Here is a 16,765-nt window from a genome sequence, read left to right as displayed (position 1 = left end):
GAAAGGAAGGCCTTCGGTCTGTCTTGGGTCAGATCGAGGCCCAGTCCCGGAAGATCGGGGCGGAACCCTGCTGCTGGGTCGCGCCTTGGGATTGGTCCTGCTGCTGCTGCGGGGCGGTGCTGCCGCCTTGCTGCTGCGTCGGGGTGGGTTTCTTCGCCATCTGTCTGCTCGCACACGAAAAAGGTTTCGGCCTTCGCCTTTTCCTTATCTGACCACGGAACCCGGCCCCGGCAAGACAGAGACATGACGAATTTACGACGAGTTATCCACATAGTGCGACAAATGCAACAGGGCCAAAGGTCTGAGTCCCGCGTCAACCGACCACTTTTGCGGGGAATCCGACCTCGTCCAGCGCCTTGATCAGCGCGGCGGGCGCGGCCGGTCCGCTGGTTGTGGCGGTCTTTGCGGCGAGATCGACGGTGACGGTCCCCGCATCGCCAAGGGCGGCAAGCGCGGCCTCGACCGAGGCCTTGCAGTGGCCGCAGGTCATGTCGGGGATGGAAAGGGTGGTCATCGGGGGCGTCCTTTGCTGTGTCCGCTGGGGATATGGGCCTTCCAGCGGCGGGAAGGTCAAGGGGGGGATGGGGTCGTTTCTGTCGCAGGGGGTGGGGTTGACCTTCCCGTGACTGGAAGGATTATCTGGCAAGGCGGAAGGAGAATTCCGATGAGCGATGCCGCGATTGCCCCCCCGCCCGCCCCACCATCCGCCGACAGCCGCCAAGCCCGGTTCCGGCTGGAGGGGATGACCTGCGCCTCCTGCGTGCTGCGGGCGGAGCGGGTGCTGACCGCTCAGCCGGGAGTGGAGCGGGCAGTGGTGAACCTGTCGACCGAGACGGCGGATGTCACCTATCGCGCCCCTGCGGCACCTGCCACGCTGGCGGCGGCGCTGGCCAAGGCCGGCTATCCGGCGCGGGAGGGGACGGTGGTGCTGGGAGTGGAGGGGATGACCTGCGCCGCCTGCACGGGCAGGGTGGAGCGGGTGCTGCGCGCGCAACCGGGCGTGAAGGAGGCGGTGGCCAACCTTGCCCTGCGGCGCGCGACGGTGACGGTCTTCGAGGGCGGCGCCTCGCTCGAGGCGCTGGCCGCCGCCGTGACGAAGGCGGGCTATGCGGCGGCCCCGCTGGAGGCGGCGGCGCCGCATGATCCGGCGGCGGAGCTGCGCGCGCTTGGCCGCGCCACGGCCCTTGCCGGGGTGCTGACCCTGCCGGTGTTCCTTGCCGAGATGGGGGGGCACATGATCCCCGCCTTCCACCACTGGCTGATGGGGGTGATCCCCATGCAGACGCTGTGGCTTGCGCAATTCGTCCTTGTCACGCTGGTCCTGATCGGGCCGGGGCGGCGCTTCTTCGCCAAGGGCCTGCCTGCGCTTCTGCAGGGCGCGCCCGACATGAATTCGCTGGTCGCGGTGGGCACGGGCGCGGCATGGGCCTATTCCACGGTGGTGACCTTTGCCCCGGCGGTCGTTCCCGAAGGATCGCGGGCGGTCTATTTCGAGGCGGCCTCGGTCATCGTCTTCCTGATCCTGCTGGGCCGCACGTTGGAGGCGCGGGCGCGGGGACGGGCGGGGGCCGCCATCGCGCGGCTGGTGGGGATGCAGCCCAAGGTGGCGCGGCTGGAGGACGGGTCGGAGGTGCCGGTGGCCTCACTGGTTCCGGGGATGCGGGTTCTTGTCCGCCCCGGGGAGCGGGTGGCGGTGGATGGGGTCGTGGCCTCGGGCGCCTCGGCGGTGGATGAATCCATGCTGACCGGGGAGCCTGTTCCGGTGACGAAACAGGCGGGCGATGCGGTCACGGGCGGCACGGTGAACGGGACGGGCGCCTTGGTCGTGGAGGTGCGGCAGGTGGGGGCGGCGACGGTTCTGGCGCGGATCGTGGCGATGGTCGAGGAGGCGCAGGGGACCAAGCTGCCGGTGCAGGCGCTGGTGGACCGGGTGACGCTGTGGTTCGTGCCGGTGGTGATGGGGATTGCGGTTCTGGCGGCAGCGGCGTGGCTGGTCGCGGGGCAGGGGGTGGCTGCAGCGCTGGTGGCGGGGGTGTCGGTCCTGATCATCGCCTGCCCCTGCGCCATGGGGTTGGCGACGCCCGTATCCATCCTTGTCGGCACGGGCCGCGCGGCGGAACTGGGCGTGCTGTTCCGGCGGGGCGAGGCCTTGCAACGGCTGTCGGAGGTGCGGGTCGTTGGGTTCGACAAGACGGGGACTTTGACGGCGGGGAAACCCGTGGTGACGGATATTCTTGGCGCGGACCTGCTGGCCGAGGCGGCGGCGGTGGAGGCGGGGTCGGAGCATCCCTTGGCGGCGGCGGTGCTGGCAGAGGCAGCGGCGCGGGGTGTCGCGGTGCCGGTGGCGGAGGGGTTCGAGGCGGTTCCCGGTTACGGGGCGCGGGCTGTGATTGGCGGCGCGGTTGTGGCGCTGGGCTCGCAGCGGATGTTTGCGGAGGTGCCTGCCGAACTGGCTTCGGCGGCGGAGCGGTTGGCGGCGGAGGGGAAGGGGCTGCTCTTCGTCGGCGATGCGACGGCGGCGCGGGGGCTTATCGCGGTGGCCGATCCGGTGAAGCCTTCGGCGCGCGGGGCGCTGGAGGCGTTGCGGGGGATGGGCCTGCGGGTGGCGATGGTGACGGGGGACAATGCCGTGACGGCGGGGGCCATCGCTGCGCGGCTGGGGCTGGATGACGTGCGGGCGGGCGTGCTGCCCGACGGGAAGGGTGCGGCGGTGCGCGCGATGGGGGGCGGCGTGGCCTTTGTCGGCGACGGCATCAACGACGCGCCCGCGCTGGCGGCGGCGGAAGTGGGGCTGGCGATGGGGACGGGGACAGATGTGGCGATCGAGGCGGGGGATGTGGTGCTGATGTCGGGCGATCCGATGGGGGTGGTGGATGCGGTCCGGATCAGCCGCGCCACGATGCGCAACATCCGCCAGAACCTGACATGGGCCTTCGGTTATAACGCCGCGCTGATCCCGGTGGCGGCGGGGCTGCTGGTGCCCTTCGGCGGGCCGCAGCTTTCGCCGATGCTGGCGGCGGCGGCGATGGGGCTTTCGTCGGTCTTCGTCCTGACCAACGCGCTGCGCCTGCGGGCGGTGAGGGGGGCACGGGGATGAACATTAAGGATGTGGCCGAACGGTCTGGCCTGCCCGCCAAGACGATCCGCTATTACGAGGAGATCGGGTTGATCCGGCCTTTGCGGGGGGCGAATGGTTATCGGGCGTTCCGCGAGAGCGATCTGCACAAGCTGGCCTTCCTTTGTCGGGCGCGGGGGCTTGGCTTCACCATTGAGGAGTGCCGGAAGCTGCTGGCTCTCTACGAGGACCGGGAGCGGGCGAGCGGGGATGTGAAGGCCTTGGCCGAGAAACATTTGGCGGACATGGAACAGAAGATCGCTGAACTGCGCGCGATGCAGGCGACCTTGCGCGATCTGGTGGCGAGTTGCGCCGGGGATGACCGGCCGGATTGCCCGATCCTGAAGGGGCTGTCGGGGGAATGCTGCCACTGAAGGGGGCTTCAAGCCCGCGCGGCGGCGTGCCAGTCTGGCCGCGACCCGGAGGGCAGCCATGACCGAACTGATCCCCGTCTTCGACGGCCATAACGACATCCTTTTCCGCATCCTCATGCAGCCCGAGGCGCGCGAGGCGATCTGGCTGACCGGGCAGGGAAAGGGGCATCTTGACCTGCCGCGCATGAAGGCGGGCGGTTTCGCGGGGGGCATGTTCGCGATCTATATCCCGTCCCCCGCCACCGAGGACGGCCCCGATATCGAACGGCTGATGGACAACCCGCCCTATGCGCTGGACCTGCCCGAAGCGCTGCCCCTGCGCGAAAGCCAGTCGGTCGCGCTGGAGCTTGCGGCGCAGCTGATCTGGATGGAGCGCGTCTCGGACGGGGCGTTCCGGCTGTGCCGCGCGGCGGGAGATATCGAGGCCGCGCGGGCGGCGGGCGTCATCGCGGGCGTGATGCATATGGAAGGGGCCGAGGCCATCGATCCGAGCTGCGACGCGCTGCATGCCTTCCACGCGATGGGGCTGCGGTCGCTTGGCCCCGTGTGGAGCAGGCCCACGGCCTTTGGCCATGGCGTGCCCTTTGCCTTTCCCGGCAGCCCCGATACGGGGCCGGGGCTGACCGAGGCGGGGCGGCGGCTGGTGGCGGAATGCAACGCGCTGCGCATCCTGATCGACCTGAGCCATCTGAACGAGAAGGGGTTCGACGACGTGGCGCGGCTGTCGGATGCGCCGCTGGTCGCCACCCATTCCAACGCCCATGCGGTGACGCCGTCCAGCCGCAACCTGACCGACCGGCAGTTGGACATGATCCGCGAGAGCGGGGGGATGGTGGGGCTGAACTTCGCCACGGTTTTCCTGCGGCCCGACGGTCGGCGGGACCCGGCGATGGGCTGGGAGGCGGTGCTGCGCCATCTGGATCACCTGATCGGGCGGCTGGGCGAGGATCACGTGGGATTCGGATCGGATTTCGACGGGGCCACGGTGCCGGAGGGGATCAGCGACGTGGCGGGCCTGCCGCGCCTGATCGATGCCCTGCGGGCGCATGGCTATGACGAGGCGCTGCTGGCCAAGCTTGCATGGGGGAATTGGCTGTCCGTGCTGCGCCGGACATGGGGCGCATAGGCCGAGGGGGGCGATTTTTCTGCGAAAAATCGTGGTTCCGCCCCGGAAGGGGCGGAATTTTCACAGAAAATTCGTGGCCCCCGGATCAGGCGACGCTGAGCAGGGCCTTCAATTCGGTATTCCCTGCCACCAGATCGGCCACCGACACGCGGTCCAGTTCGGCATAGAACGCCTTCAGCGCATCCGACAGCAGGCATTGCAACCGGCAGGCCGAGGCGAGCGGGCAGGTATTTTCCCGCCCCGAGAAGCATTCCGCAAAGGGCAGCACTGCCTCGAAATCGCGGAAGACCTCGCCCACGGTAATCTTCTCGGCCGGACGGCCCAGCATCAGGCCCCCGGACCGGCCCCGCACGGTGCGCAGGAACTTCTTCTGCGCCAGAAGGTGGATCACCTGCGCGAGATGGTTCTCGGATGCGTTGCAGGCCTCGGCCACCTCATGCTTGCGGACCGTTCGATCCGGGTTCACCGCGCAGAACATCAGGGTTCGCATGGCGAGGCTGGTGCGGGTGGTGAGTCTCATCTTCTGGCTCCGGGCTTGACCTTCGGGACGTGGCGGCCAAAGATTTATGCAGGATTGACCTTGCGCGACATGATCCAGATCAGATTTGCAGCACGCCCTTCGGATGGGTGCCGCGGCAAAGGGATCGTTTCCAGACGGAAGACGGCGCGCCATTTCAAAGCGCTTTGGAGATGCGATATTGCTGCAATGCAGAAAGAACGCACATATTCCTTGCTTGTGTTTGCGGTAACATTTAAAGCGGTTTGAAAGGCGCGCTGCCAAGCCGCCCATGAACCGGCCTTTCCGCGGTCCGCTTGACCGCATACGGGCCGGGCTTAGGGTGGGGCAAAGCCAAGAGCGGATGGTGCATGTGAACGACCTGAGTCTGACCCCGAACCTGCTGCAAGCCGATATCGCGCGGCATCTGACCTTCACGCTGGGCAAGGACGCCCCCAATGCCTCGGTCTATGACTGGCGCATGGCGCTGTCCTTTGCGATCCGCGACCGGATCGTGGAACCGTGGTTCGCCTCCACCCGCCGCACATGGGCCGAGGACAGGAAGCGCGTCTATTACCTGTCGATGGAGTTCCTGATCGGGCGCCTCTTGGAGGATGCCACGATCAACCTTGGCCTGCGCGATATCGCCGAAGAGGCGATGGCGGGGTTCGGGCAGGATTTCCGCGCGATCGTGGAAAATGAACCCGATGCCGCGCTGGGCAATGGGGGCTTGGGCCGCCTTGCCGCCTGTTTCATGGAAAGCATGGCGACGCTGGGCTGTCCCGCCTATGGCTATGGCATCCGCTATGAGCATGGCCTGTTCCGCCAGCGGTTCGAGGGTGGCCAGCAGGTAGAAACGCCGGAGGATTGGCTGACGCAGGCGCATCCGTGGGAATTCGCTCGGCCCGAAAGCGCCTATACGATCCCCTTCAAGGGGCATGTCGAAACCCGCGACGGGCGCGAGGTCTGGGTTCCGGGCGAGACGGTCTCGGCCGAGGCCTATGACACGCCGGTGATCGGCTGGCAGGGCAAATGGGCCAACACTCTGCGGCTCTGGGCGGCGAAGCCCACGACGCTGTTCGATCTGGACCGGTTCAACCGGGGCGATTATGCGGCGGCGGCAGAGCCCGAGGCGCTGGCGCGGACGCTGAGCCGCGTGCTTTATCCCGATGACACCACCTATCAGGGCAAGGAATTGCGGCTGAAGCAGGAATTCTTCCTGACCTCGGCCGCGCTGCAGGACATCCTGCGCCGCTTTATGGCGCGGCATTCCGACCTGAAATCGCTGCCCAAGCATGTGGCGATCCAGATGAACGACACCCATCCCGCCATCGCAGGGCCGGAACTGATCCGCCTGTTGATGGACGACCACGGCATGGGCTTTGACGACGCGCTGGAAACGGCGCGGGGTTGCCTTGGCTATACCAACCACACCCTGTTGCCCGAGGCGCTGGAGCGCTGGGCGACCTTCACCTTCGGCAATGTGCTGCCGCGCCACATGCAGATCGTGGAGCGGATCGATTCATGGCACCGCAGGACCTATCCCAGCCGCCCGCATTACGTGGGGATCGTGAAGCACCATGAGGTGCGGATGGGGGAACTCGCCTTCATCATGGCGCACAAGGTGAACGGCGTCTCGGCGCTGCATTCCGACCTCGTGAAGAAGAACCTCTTCCCCGAACTGGAACGGCTGCATCCGGGGCGGATCATCAACCAGACGAACGGGGTGACCCCGCGCCGCTGGCTGAAGATGGCGAACCGTCCGCTGTCGAAGTTGATCACCGACACGATCGGCGACGGCTGGGAGGATGATCTTGACCGCCTGAAGGGGCTGGAGCCGCATGTGAAGGGCCGCGCCTTCCGCGACGCCTTCGGGGCGGCCAAGCGCGCGAACAAGGCCGCGCTGTCGGATTGGATCGCCGCCGAATGCGGCGTGAAGGTCAACCCCGACGCGCTCTTCGACGTGCAGATCAAGCGCATCCATGAATACAAGCGCCAGCTTCTGAACATCCTCGAAACCATCGCGCATTGGCACCAGATCCGGTCGAACCCCAAGGGCGACTGGGTGCCGCGGGTCAAGATCTTCGGCGGCAAGTCCGCGCCGGGCTATGCGGTGGCGAAAGAGATCATCCATCTGATCAATGACGTTGCGCAGGTGGTGAACAACGACCCCGTCACGGGCGACCTGCTGAAGATCGTCTATCCGGCGAATTACAATGTCAGCATGGCCGAACGTCTGATCCCCGCCGCCGACCTGTCGGAACAGATTTCGACCGCCGGGAAAGAGGCCTCCGGCACTGGCAACATGAAATTCATGATGAACGGCGCGCCCACCATCGGCACGCTGGACGGGGCCAATGTGGAAATCCTCGAAGAGGTGGGGGCCGAGAACTTCTTCCTTTTCGGTCTGACGGCAGAAGAGGTGATGCGCCGTCGCGAGGACCCGGAACATGCCCGCAAGGCCATCGAGGCGAGCCAGCCCCTGCAGGACGTGCTGCAGATGATCGCGGAAGGTCGGTTCAGCCCCGATGACACCGACCGCTACCATGGGCTGGTGCATCGGGTCTGGCACCATGACTATTTCCTCGTGGCCTCCGATTTCGACGCCTATCACGCCGCGCAGGCGCAGGTGGACCGCGCCTACAAGGATCGCGACCGCTGGCAGACCATGGCCGCAATGAACACGGCGCGCAGCGGGTTCTTTTCGTCGGATCGCACGATCCGCAGCTACATGAATGACATATGGGGGGTCACCTCGGCCCTGTGACGGGGCTTGGGTGGCACCCTTTGGGAGGAGGGGCGCCATGGGCGGAAACCTGATCGACCACGGGGCCGCAAGGGCCATCGTCGAGGGGCGGCATGGCGACCCTTTCTCGGTGCTGGGCCTGCACAAGCGGGACGGGGCATGGGTCGTCACGGCTTTCGTGCCGGGGGCGGAACGGCTCTGGGTCCTGACGGGCAAGGCGGGCAAGGCGGCGGAGGCGGACCCGGTTCCCGGCTGCGACGGGCTGTTCTGTGCGGCACTGTCGCGGAAGTCCGACTATCGGCTGCGCGCCGAAGGGCATGGCACGACATGGGAATTCGACGATCCCTTCCGTTTCGGCCCGGTTCTGGGCGAGATGGACGAATACCTTCTGGGCGAGGGGACGCATAAGCGGCTCTGGCAGGTGCTGGGCGCGCATGTGATCACCCATGAGGGCGTGGAGGGCACGCATTTCGCCGTCTGGGCACCCAATGCCGAACGCGTCTCGGTCGTGGGGGATTTCAACATCTGGGACGGACGCCGCCATCCGATGCGGCGGCGCGGGGCCACGGGCGTGTGGGAAACCTTCATTCCCGGTCTGGGCGAAGGCGCGACCTACAAATACGAGATTCTGGGCAGGCATGGCGCGCCGGGGCCGCTCAAGGCCGATCCGGTGGGCTTCGGATCGGAACATCCGCCCGCCAATGCAAGCGTGGTGCGCCGCATCGACGGGGAATTCCACGATGCCGACTGGATGGCCACACGGGCCGCGCGGCATTCCATCGACGCGCCGATCTCGGTCTATGAGGTGCATCTGGGATCGTGGCGCCGTGCGCCGGGGGACCGGATGCTGTCCTATCTGGAACTGGCCGAGCAATTGGTGGATTACGTGGCCGATATGGGTTTCACCCATATCGAGTTGATGCCCGTCAGCGAATTTCCCTTCGACGGAAGCTGGGGCTATCAGCCGGTCGGCATGTTCGCCCCGACGATCCGCCACGGCACGCCGGGGGAATTCCGCGCGCTGGTCGATGCGGCGCACCGCAAGGGCTTGGGCGTGCTGCTGGACTGGGTGCCGGGCCATTTCCCGACCGATCCCCACGGCCTTGGCCGTTTCGACGGCACCGCGCTTTACGAACATGCCGACCCGCGCGAGGGGTTCCATCAGGACTGGAACACCTTGATCTACAATTACGGGCGGGTGGAGGTTGCGAATTACCTCGTCTCCAACGCGCTTTACTGGCTTGAGGAATACCATGTCGACGGGCTGCGCGTGGATGCCGTGGCCTCGATGCTCTACCGCGACTATTCCCGGAAAGAGGGCGAGTGGATTCCCAACAAGGATGGCGGGCGCGAGAATTACGAGGCGGCGGCGCTGCTGCGCCGGATGAACGTCACCGTCTATGGCGAGGTGCCGGGGGTGATGACAGTGGCCGAGGAAAGCACGGCCTTCCCCGGCGTGTCGCGGCCCGTGGATCACGGGGGGCTTGGCTTCGGGTTCAAGTGGAACATGGGCTGGATGAACGACACCCTGTCCTACATGCACAAGGACCCGATCTACCGCCAGTATCACCACCACCAGATGACCTTCGGCCTGCATTACGCATGGTCGGAGAATTACATCCTGCCGATCAGCCATGACGAGGTCGTCCACGGCAAGGGGTCGATGCTGGAGAAGATGCCGGGATCGGGCGAGGAGAAATTCGCCAACCTCCGCGCCTATTACGGGTTCATGTGGGGGCATCCGGGCAAGAAGCTGCTCTTCATGGGCTGCGAATTCGCCCAAGGCCGGGAATGGAACCACAACCAGAGCCTTGACTGGCACCAACTGGACATCCCCGAACATCGCGGCGTGCAGGCGCTGGTGCGCGATCTGAACCGCGCCTATCGCGACAACCCCGCGCTGCATGTGAACGACACGCGGCCCGAGGGCTTCCAGTGGATCGAAAGCAACGATGCGGGTGCCTCGGTCTATGCCTGGGCGCGCAAGGGGCGGGCGGGGGATCCGATGGTCGTCTGCGTGGTGAACATGACGCCGGTGGAGCGGTCCTACCGTCTGGGCTTCCCGGCGGCGGGGCATTGGGACGAGATCCTGAACACCGACGCGGGCCTCTATGGCGGCGGGAACCGGGGCAATCTGGGCGGTGTCACCACCGAACCCACGGGCTGGCACGGTCAGGCGCAATCGGCGCTTGTCACGCTGCCCCCGCTTTCGGCAGTCTGGTTCCGTCAGGCGAGTGTTTGAGGGTGAAGCGATAAGCGGCAAAGCCGCACAAGGGAGGGGAATGAGATGATGAAGCCGAGACCGAATGCGCGCCTGTCCAGTCAGGCGATGGCTTTCGTCCTTGCCGGGGGCAGGGGCAGCCGGTTGAAGGAGTTGACCGACCGCCGCGCCAAGCCTGCGGTCTATTTCGGTGGCAAGACGCGGATCATCGACTTCGCCCTGTCGAATGCCCTGAACTCCGGCATCCGGAAGATGGCGATTGCCACGCAATACAAGGCGCATTCCCTGATCCGGCATTGCCAGCGCGGCTGGAACTTCTTCCGGGCGGAGCGGAACGAATATCTGGACATCCTGCCCGCCTCGCAGCGGGTGGATGAAACGAAATGGTATCTGGGCACGGCGGATGCCGTCGCGCAGAACATCGACATCGTGGACAGCTACGGCATCAAATATGTCGTCGTGCTGGCGGGCGACCACATCTACAAGATGGATTACGAGATCATGCTGCAGCAGCATGTCTCCACCGGGGCCGATGTGACCATCGGCTGCCTGACGGTGCCGCGTATGGAGGCCACGGCCTTTGGCGTGATGGCGGTGGACAAGGAGATGCGGATCACCTCCTTCCTCGAAAAGCCCAAGGACCCGCCGGGAATTCCGGGCGATCCGGACCATGCGCTGGCCTCGATGGGCATCTATGTCTTCGACTGGGCCTTCCTGCGCGATTTGCTGATCCGCGACATGGCGGACCCGAATTCCTCCCACGATTTCGGCAACGACCTGATCCCGGACATCGTCAAGAACGGCAAGGCGATGGCGCACAAGTTCGCCGACTCTTGCGTGAAGTCGGGGTTGGAGGATGAACCCTATTGGCGCGATGTGGGCACGATCGACGCCTTCTGGCAGGCCAATATCGACCTGACGGATTTCGTCCCCAAACTGGACATCTATGACAATTCATGGCCGATCTGGACCTATTCCGAGATCGTGCCCCCCGCGAAGTTCATCCATGACGAGGACGGGCGGCGGGGGATGGCGATTTCTTCGCTGGTGTCCGGCGACTGCATCGTATCGGGGTCCGAGGTGCGGAATTCGCTGCTGTTCACGGGCGTGCGGACGCATTCCTATTCCAGTCTGGAATATGTCGTGGCCCTGCCGCGCGTGGTGGTGAACCGCAAGGCGGAGCTGACGAATTGCGTTATCGACAGCGGCGTGGTGATCCCCGAGGGGCTTGTCGTGGGGCAGGACCCGGAGGAGGATGCGAAATGGTTCCGGCGGAGTGAAGGCGGGATCGTCCTGATCACGCAGGACATGCTTGACGCGCGGGCGCGGAAGCTGTCCTGAGGCGGGGCGAGGGTGACAACCCCCGGGAGGCGCTTCGCCCTCCCGGACCCTCCCAAGGATATTTGAGAACGGATGAAGGGGCAGGTCATGCAGATCAAGGGGCGGGTGCTTTCGGTGGCATCGGAATGCGTTCCCCTGATCAAGACCGGGGGCCTTGCCGATGTGGTGGGGGCGCTGCCTGCCGCGCTGCGCCCCTATGGCTGGGAGATGCGCGTCCTGCTGCCCGCCTATCGCCGTTTGCGCGGCCATCTGGGCGCGATGCGCGAGGTCTGGCGCGAGCCGGGGCTCTGGGGCGGCGAGGGCGTGGTCTTCGCCGGAGAGGTGGAGGGGGTGGACCTCCTGCTGCTGGACGCGCCGCATCTCTATGACCGCGAGGGCGGCCCCTACAACAGCGCGGGCGGCGACTGGCCCGACAATCCGCAGCGCTTCGCCGCGCTGTCATGGGTTGCGGCCCGCATGGCGCGCGAGGGGGTGGAGGGCTGGAAGCCCGATATCCTGCACGCCCATGACTGGCAGGCGGGGCTGGCGCCCGCCTATCTGACCTATGGCGGATCGGGTGGCGTGGGGTCGGTGATCACCGTCCACAACATCGCCTTCCAGGGCTGGGCCGATGCCGGGATGATCGACGACCTGCGCCTGCCCCGCGAGGCCTTCCATCCGGGGCATCTGGAATATTACGGCGGGCTTTCCAGCCTGAAGGCGGGGCTGGTGACGGCGGACCGGATCACCACCGTCTCTCCCTCTTACGCCGCCGAACTGATGCGGCCGGAATTCGGGATGGGCCTGCAGGGCGTGATCGCCGCGCGGGCCGGGGCGGTGTCGGGCATCCTGAACGGGGTGGATACCGCCGTCTGGTCGCCCGAGGCGGAACCCGTGCCCTTCGGGATGAAGGCCATGAAGGGCAAGGCGCAGAACCGCGCCGCGCTCTGCGCCGAATTCGGTGTCGAGGAGCCCGAGGGCCCTCTGGCCATCGTCGTTTCCCGCCTGACGGATCAGAAGGGCATCGACCTGCTGCCCGCCGTGGTGCCCGATTTCATCGCGGCGGGCGGGGGGCTTCTGGTGCTGGGATCGGGCGATCCGGCGATGGAAGGGGCGATGCGCGGCCTGCAGCAGCGCTTTCCCGGCCGCGTGGCGGTGCGGATCGGCTATGACGAGGGGCTGAGCCACCTGATGTTCGCCGGCGCCGATGCCGTTCTGGTGCCCAGCCGGTTCGAACCCTGCGGCCTGACGCAGATGTATGGCCTGCGCTATGGCACCATCCCGGTGGTGGCAGCCGTGGGCGGCCTTGCCGATACGGTGATCCATGCCTCTCCGGCCGCGCTTGCGGCGGGCGTGGCGACGGGGGTACAGTTCCACCCGACCGATGCCGTGGCCTTTGCGCAGGCCCTGCGGCAACTGGTGGCGCTGCATGCCGATGCAAAGCTTTGGGCGCGGGTGCAGAAGAACGCCATGGCCCATCCCGTGGGCTGGGAGACCAGCGCCGCCGCCTATGCCGCGCTCTATGACGGGTTGGCCCGGTGACACCGCAGCGCGCGCTCCTGCCGCCGCGCCTCGTGGGGCATACGGTCACGGCGGGCCGCCCATGGCCCATGGGCGCAAGCTATGATGGCGAAGGGGTGAACTTTGCCGTCTTTTCCGCCCATGCCGAACGGGTGGAACTGTGCCTCTTCTCGCCCGACGGGCGCAAGGAACTGGCGCGCATCGCGCTGCCGGAACGCGACGGCGACATCTGGCATGGCCATGTCGGCGGCCTCGTGCCCGGCACGCTCTATGGCTATCGCGTGCATGGGCCCTATGCGCCCGAACAGGGCCACCGCTTCAACCCGCACAAGCTCTTGATCGACCCCTATGCCCGCGCGCTTGAGGGGCGGCTGAAATGGTCCGACGCGCTGATGGGCTACAAGGTGGGCAGCCCGCGCGCGGACATGTCCTATGACACCCGCGACAGCGCCTTCGCCGTGCCGAAATCGGTGGTGGTGGACACGTCCTTCATGTGGGGCGACGATGCCCCGCCGCGCGTGCCGCTGACCGAGACGGTGATCTACGAGGCGCATGTGCGCGGCCTGACCATGCTGCATCCCGGCGTGGAAAAGGGCGTGCGGGGCAGCTTCCTCGGCCTCGCCTCGGATGCCGTCATCGACCATCTGGTGAAGCTTGGCGTGACCAGCATCGAACTTTTGCCCGTGCAGGCCTTTGCCGATGAGCGCTTCCTCGTGGCCAAGGGGCTGCGGAACTATTGGGGCTATCAGACCATCGCCTTCTTCGCCCCCGAACCGCGCTACATGACCAAGGGGCAGGTCTGGGAATTCCAGTCCATGGCGCGGCGGTTCCATGCGGCGGGGATCGAGGTCATTCTCGACGTGGTCTACAACCACACGGGCGAGGGGGATGAATTCGGCCCGACCCTCTCTTTCCGCGGCTTCGACAATGCCAGCTATTACCGCCTGATGCATGGCGGGCGGCATTACGTGAACGACACCGGCACGGGCAACACGCTGAACCTGACGCATCCGATGGTGCTGCGCATGGTGATGGACAGCCTGCGCTATTGGGTGGAGGTTTGCCATGTCGACGGCTTCCGCTTCGACCTTGCCACCGTGCTGGGCCGCGAGGCGCATGGGTTCGACCCGCAGGGCGGGTTCTTCGACGCGATCCGGCAAGACCCTGTTCTGGCGCGGGTGAAGCTGATTGCCGAACCGTGGGACATCGGCCCCGGCGGCTATCAGCTGGGCGGCTATCCGCATCCCTTCCTCGAATGGAACGACCGCTTCCGCGATGGCGTCCGGCGCTGGTGGAAGGGCGATCCCGGCATGGCGGCGGATCTTGCCAGCCGCCTGCTTGGCAGTGCGGAACGGTTCGATCATCACGGCCGCTCGGCCACCTCCTCGGTGAATTTCATCACCGCGCATGACGGCTTCAACCTGCAGGACGTGGTGTCCTTCACGCTCAAGCGGAACTGGGCCAATGGCGAGGAGAACCGCGACGGCCACCACGAGAACCATTCCGATAACATGGGGGTGGAGGGACCGACCGATGACCCGGCGATCCGCGCCGCCCGCGATCTGCGCAAGCGCAACCTGCTGGCCACGCTGATGCTGGCGCAGGGCGTGCCCATGCTGCTGGCGGGCGACGAGACGGGCCACAGCCAAGGCGGCAACAACAACGCCTATGCGCAGGACAACGAGACGACATGGATCGACTGGGCCAAGGGTGACGCGGCGCTGGTCCGGTTCGTCGCGCGGCTGACGGCGCTGCGCAAGGCCCATCCCGTGCTGCGGCAGCGGCGCTTCCTGCATGCCAAGCCCCGCCCCGGCGATGGCGTGCCCGATGTGATCTGGCGCCGTGCCGATGGCCAGCCGCCCAGCCCCGCCGATTGGCATGATCCGAGCTTCCGCTGCCTTGGCGTGGAATTGCGGATGGCCGCCGAAGGGGCCGATCCGGGGCATCCGGCGATCTATGCCGTCTTCAACACCGGGGCGGAATGCGTGCTGCGCCTGCCCGACACCGCGCCGGGATGGGACCTGATCCTCGACACCACGCGCCCCGATCTTGACCATGCGCCGGGCGGCCCCGGCACCCGCGCGCCCGCGCAATCCGTCCTCGTCTTCCGCGCTGTCGCGGGCAAGGCCACTGTTTCCTCGGGAGGAAAGCCATGACCATCCGCATCGTCCCCACCCAGCCCATCGCAGGGCAGAAGCCCGGCACCTCCGGCCTGCGCAAGAAGACGCCCGTCTTCATGGGGCACCATTATCTGGAGAATTTCGTCCAGAGCATCTTCGACGTGGTGGGGGCGGCGGGAAAGACCTTCGTCCTTGGCGGGGATGGGCGCTATTTCAACGACCGCGCGGCGCAGGTGATCCTGCGCATGGCGGCGGCGAACGGGGCGGCGCGGGTGATCGTGGGGCAGGGGGCGATCCTGTCCACGCCCGCGGCCAGCCACCTGATCCGGCTGAACAGGACGGATGGCGGGATCATCATGTCGGCCTCGCACAATCCCGGCGGGCCGGAAGAGGATTTCGGCGTCAAGTTCAACATGCCCAACGGTGGCCCCGCGCCGGAGGCGGTGACGGAGGCGATGTTCAAACGGACGACCGAGATCACCGAATACAGGGTGGTCGAGGCGCAGGACGTGGACCTCGCGCGCGTGGGGCGGACCTCGCTTGCCGGGATGGTGGTGGATGTGGTCGACCCTGTCGCCGATTACGCCGCGCTGATGGAGACGCTGTTCGACTTCGCCGCGATCCGGGCGATGTTCGCGGGCGGGTTCCGGATGCGGATGGATTCCATGTGCGCGGTGACTGGGCCTTACGCGGTGGAGATACTGGAGAACCGTCTTGGCGCTGCGAAGGGGACTTGCGTCAATGCCGTGCCGCTGCCGGATTTCGGGGGGATGCATCCCGACCCCAACCCGACATGGGCCAAGGCGCTGATGGACGATATGTTCGGGCCGGACGCGCCCGACTTCGGCGCGGCGAGCGACGGGGACGGGGACCGGAACATGGTGGTCGGGCGGGGGATCTATGTCTCGCCTTCCGACAGCCTTGCCGTGCTGGCCGCGAATGCGCATCTGGCCCCCGGCTATGCGCGCGGGTTGAAGGGCGTGGCGCGGTCGATGCCCACTTCGGCGGCGGCGGATCGGGTGGCCGAGGCGCTGGGGATCGGCAGTTACGAGACGCCGACGGGCTGGAAGTTCTTCGGCAACCTGCTGGATGCCGGGCGCGCCACGATCTGCGGTGAGGAGAGCTTCGGCACGGGGTCCGACCATGTGCGCGAGAAGGACGGGCTTTGGGCGGTGCTCTTGTGGCTGAACATCCTTGCCGTGCGCAAGCAGACGGTGGCGGAGATCCTGAAGGAGCATTGGGCGAAGTTCGGGCGCAACTACTACAGTCGGCATGACTTCGAGGCCATCGCGACGGACAAGGCCGACGCGATGATGGGCGCGCTGCGCGCCGCCCTGCCGGGTTTGAAGGGGCAGGTGGTGGAGGGCATGACCATCGCGGGCGCGGATGATTTCGCCTATACCGATCCGGTCGATGCCTCCGTCAGCACCAAGCAGGGCGTGCGGGTGATGTTCACCGACGGCTCGCGCTTCGTGCTGCGCCTGTCCGGCACGGGGACCGAGGGCGCGACGTTGCGGATGTATCTGGAACGCTATGCGCCGGGGCCGGATGGCCTCGACCTCGACCCGCAGGTGGCGCTGGCCCCGGTGATCCGCGCGGCCCATGGCATCGCGCGCATCGCGGAATTCACCGGGCGCAAGGACCCCGACGTGGTGACCTGACCCAAGGTTTTCTTGCGGAGCGCCGCCCGAAGGGGGCGGCGCATGCCTTTTGCCTCGCCAGCGCG

General features: G+C 66.7%; 12 protein-coding genes. 9 read left to right on the top strand and 3 right to left on the bottom strand.

Annotated features, from left to right (window positions below):
• Positions 1 to 28: 28 nt before the first annotated feature.
• Entirely contained in the window at positions 29 to 160 is a 132-nt protein-coding gene (locus TabM4_RS12530; protein ID WP_434612780.1) for a hypothetical protein, read from the bottom strand.
• A gap of 153 nt (positions 161 to 313) precedes the next feature.
• The gene (locus TabM4_RS12525) at positions 314 to 514 is read right to left on the bottom strand and encodes a heavy-metal-associated domain-containing protein (protein ID WP_434612778.1); all 201 of its coding nucleotides are present in this window, start codon (positions 512 to 514) and stop codon (positions 314 to 316) included.
• A 150-nt stretch (positions 515 to 664) separates the two neighbouring features.
• Here TabM4_RS12525 and TabM4_RS12520 point away from each other — a divergent pair, with 150 nt between their 5' ends.
• Genes TabM4_RS12520 through TabM4_RS12510 form a run of 3 tightly spaced genes read left to right on the top strand, consistent with a single transcriptional unit; the run spans position 665 to position 4,615 of the window.
• On the top strand, positions 665 to 3,097 hold the full coding sequence (locus TabM4_RS12520; RefSeq protein WP_434612776.1) for a heavy metal translocating P-type ATPase: 2,433 nt from the start codon (positions 665 to 667) through the stop codon (positions 3,095 to 3,097).
• On the top strand, positions 3,094 to 3,489 hold the full coding sequence (cueR, locus tag TabM4_RS12515; protein ID WP_434612774.1) for a Cu(I)-responsive transcriptional regulator: 396 nt from the start codon (positions 3,094 to 3,096) through the stop codon (positions 3,487 to 3,489). The genes TabM4_RS12520 and cueR overlap by 4 nt, the downstream gene beginning before the upstream one ends.
• Before the next feature lie 58 nt (positions 3,490 to 3,547).
• Positions 3,548 to 4,615 carry a dipeptidase gene (locus tag TabM4_RS12510; RefSeq protein WP_434612772.1) on the top strand — a complete coding sequence of 356 codons (1,068 nt, stop codon included), beginning with the start codon at positions 3,548 to 3,550 and terminating at the stop codon, positions 4,613 to 4,615.
• An 85-nt stretch (positions 4,616 to 4,700) separates the two neighbouring features.
• On the opposite strand, the gene TabM4_RS12505 is transcribed toward TabM4_RS12510, so the two are convergent.
• Complete coding sequence (locus tag TabM4_RS12505) at positions 4,701 to 5,135, bottom strand: RrF2 family transcriptional regulator (protein ID WP_434612770.1); 435 nt, start codon at positions 5,133 to 5,135, stop codon at positions 4,701 to 4,703.
• Positions 5,136 to 5,478: 343 nt separating this feature from the next.
• Between TabM4_RS12505 and TabM4_RS12500 the strand changes: the two genes are divergently transcribed.
• From TabM4_RS12500 to TabM4_RS12475, 6 genes are all read left to right on the top strand, one after another.
• Positions 5,479 to 7,878 carry a glycogen/starch/alpha-glucan phosphorylase gene (locus tag TabM4_RS12500; RefSeq protein ID WP_434622063.1) on the top strand — a complete coding sequence of 800 codons (2,400 nt, stop codon included), beginning with the start codon at positions 5,479 to 5,481 and terminating at the stop codon, positions 7,876 to 7,878.
• A gap of 37 nt (positions 7,879 to 7,915) precedes the next feature.
• Positions 7,916 to 10,099 (top strand): 1,4-alpha-glucan branching protein GlgB, encoded by a 2,184-nt coding sequence (gene glgB, locus TabM4_RS12495; protein WP_434612768.1) that lies wholly within the window; start codon positions 7,916 to 7,918, stop codon positions 10,097 to 10,099.
• 48 nt (positions 10,100 to 10,147) lie between these two features.
• Entirely contained in the window at positions 10,148 to 11,419 is a 1,272-nt protein-coding gene (gene glgC / locus TabM4_RS12490; protein ID WP_434622061.1) for a glucose-1-phosphate adenylyltransferase, read from the top strand.
• 87 nt (positions 11,420 to 11,506) lie between these two features.
• Entirely contained in the window at positions 11,507 to 12,940 is a 1,434-nt protein-coding gene (gene glgA, locus TabM4_RS12485) for a glycogen synthase GlgA (protein WP_434612766.1), read from the top strand.
• Positions 12,937 to 15,075 carry a glycogen debranching protein GlgX gene (gene glgX, locus TabM4_RS12480; protein WP_434612764.1) on the top strand — a complete coding sequence of 713 codons (2,139 nt, stop codon included), beginning with the start codon at positions 12,937 to 12,939 and terminating at the stop codon, positions 15,073 to 15,075. The genes glgA and glgX overlap by 4 nt, the downstream gene beginning before the upstream one ends.
• Positions 15,072 to 16,700, top strand: a complete 1,629-nt coding sequence (locus TabM4_RS12475) for an alpha-D-glucose phosphate-specific phosphoglucomutase (RefSeq protein ID WP_434612762.1) — start codon at positions 15,072 to 15,074, stop codon at positions 16,698 to 16,700. Before glgX ends, TabM4_RS12475 begins: the two co-directional genes overlap by 4 nt.
• Positions 16,701 to 16,765 lie beyond the last annotated feature (65 nt).

The organism is Tabrizicola sp. M-4, assembly GCF_051132405.1.
In the GTDB taxonomy this organism is placed as follows: Bacteria; Pseudomonadota; Alphaproteobacteria; order Rhodobacterales; family Rhodobacteraceae; genus Paragemmobacter.
This window is presented reverse-complemented; position numbering and strand designations above follow the sequence as displayed.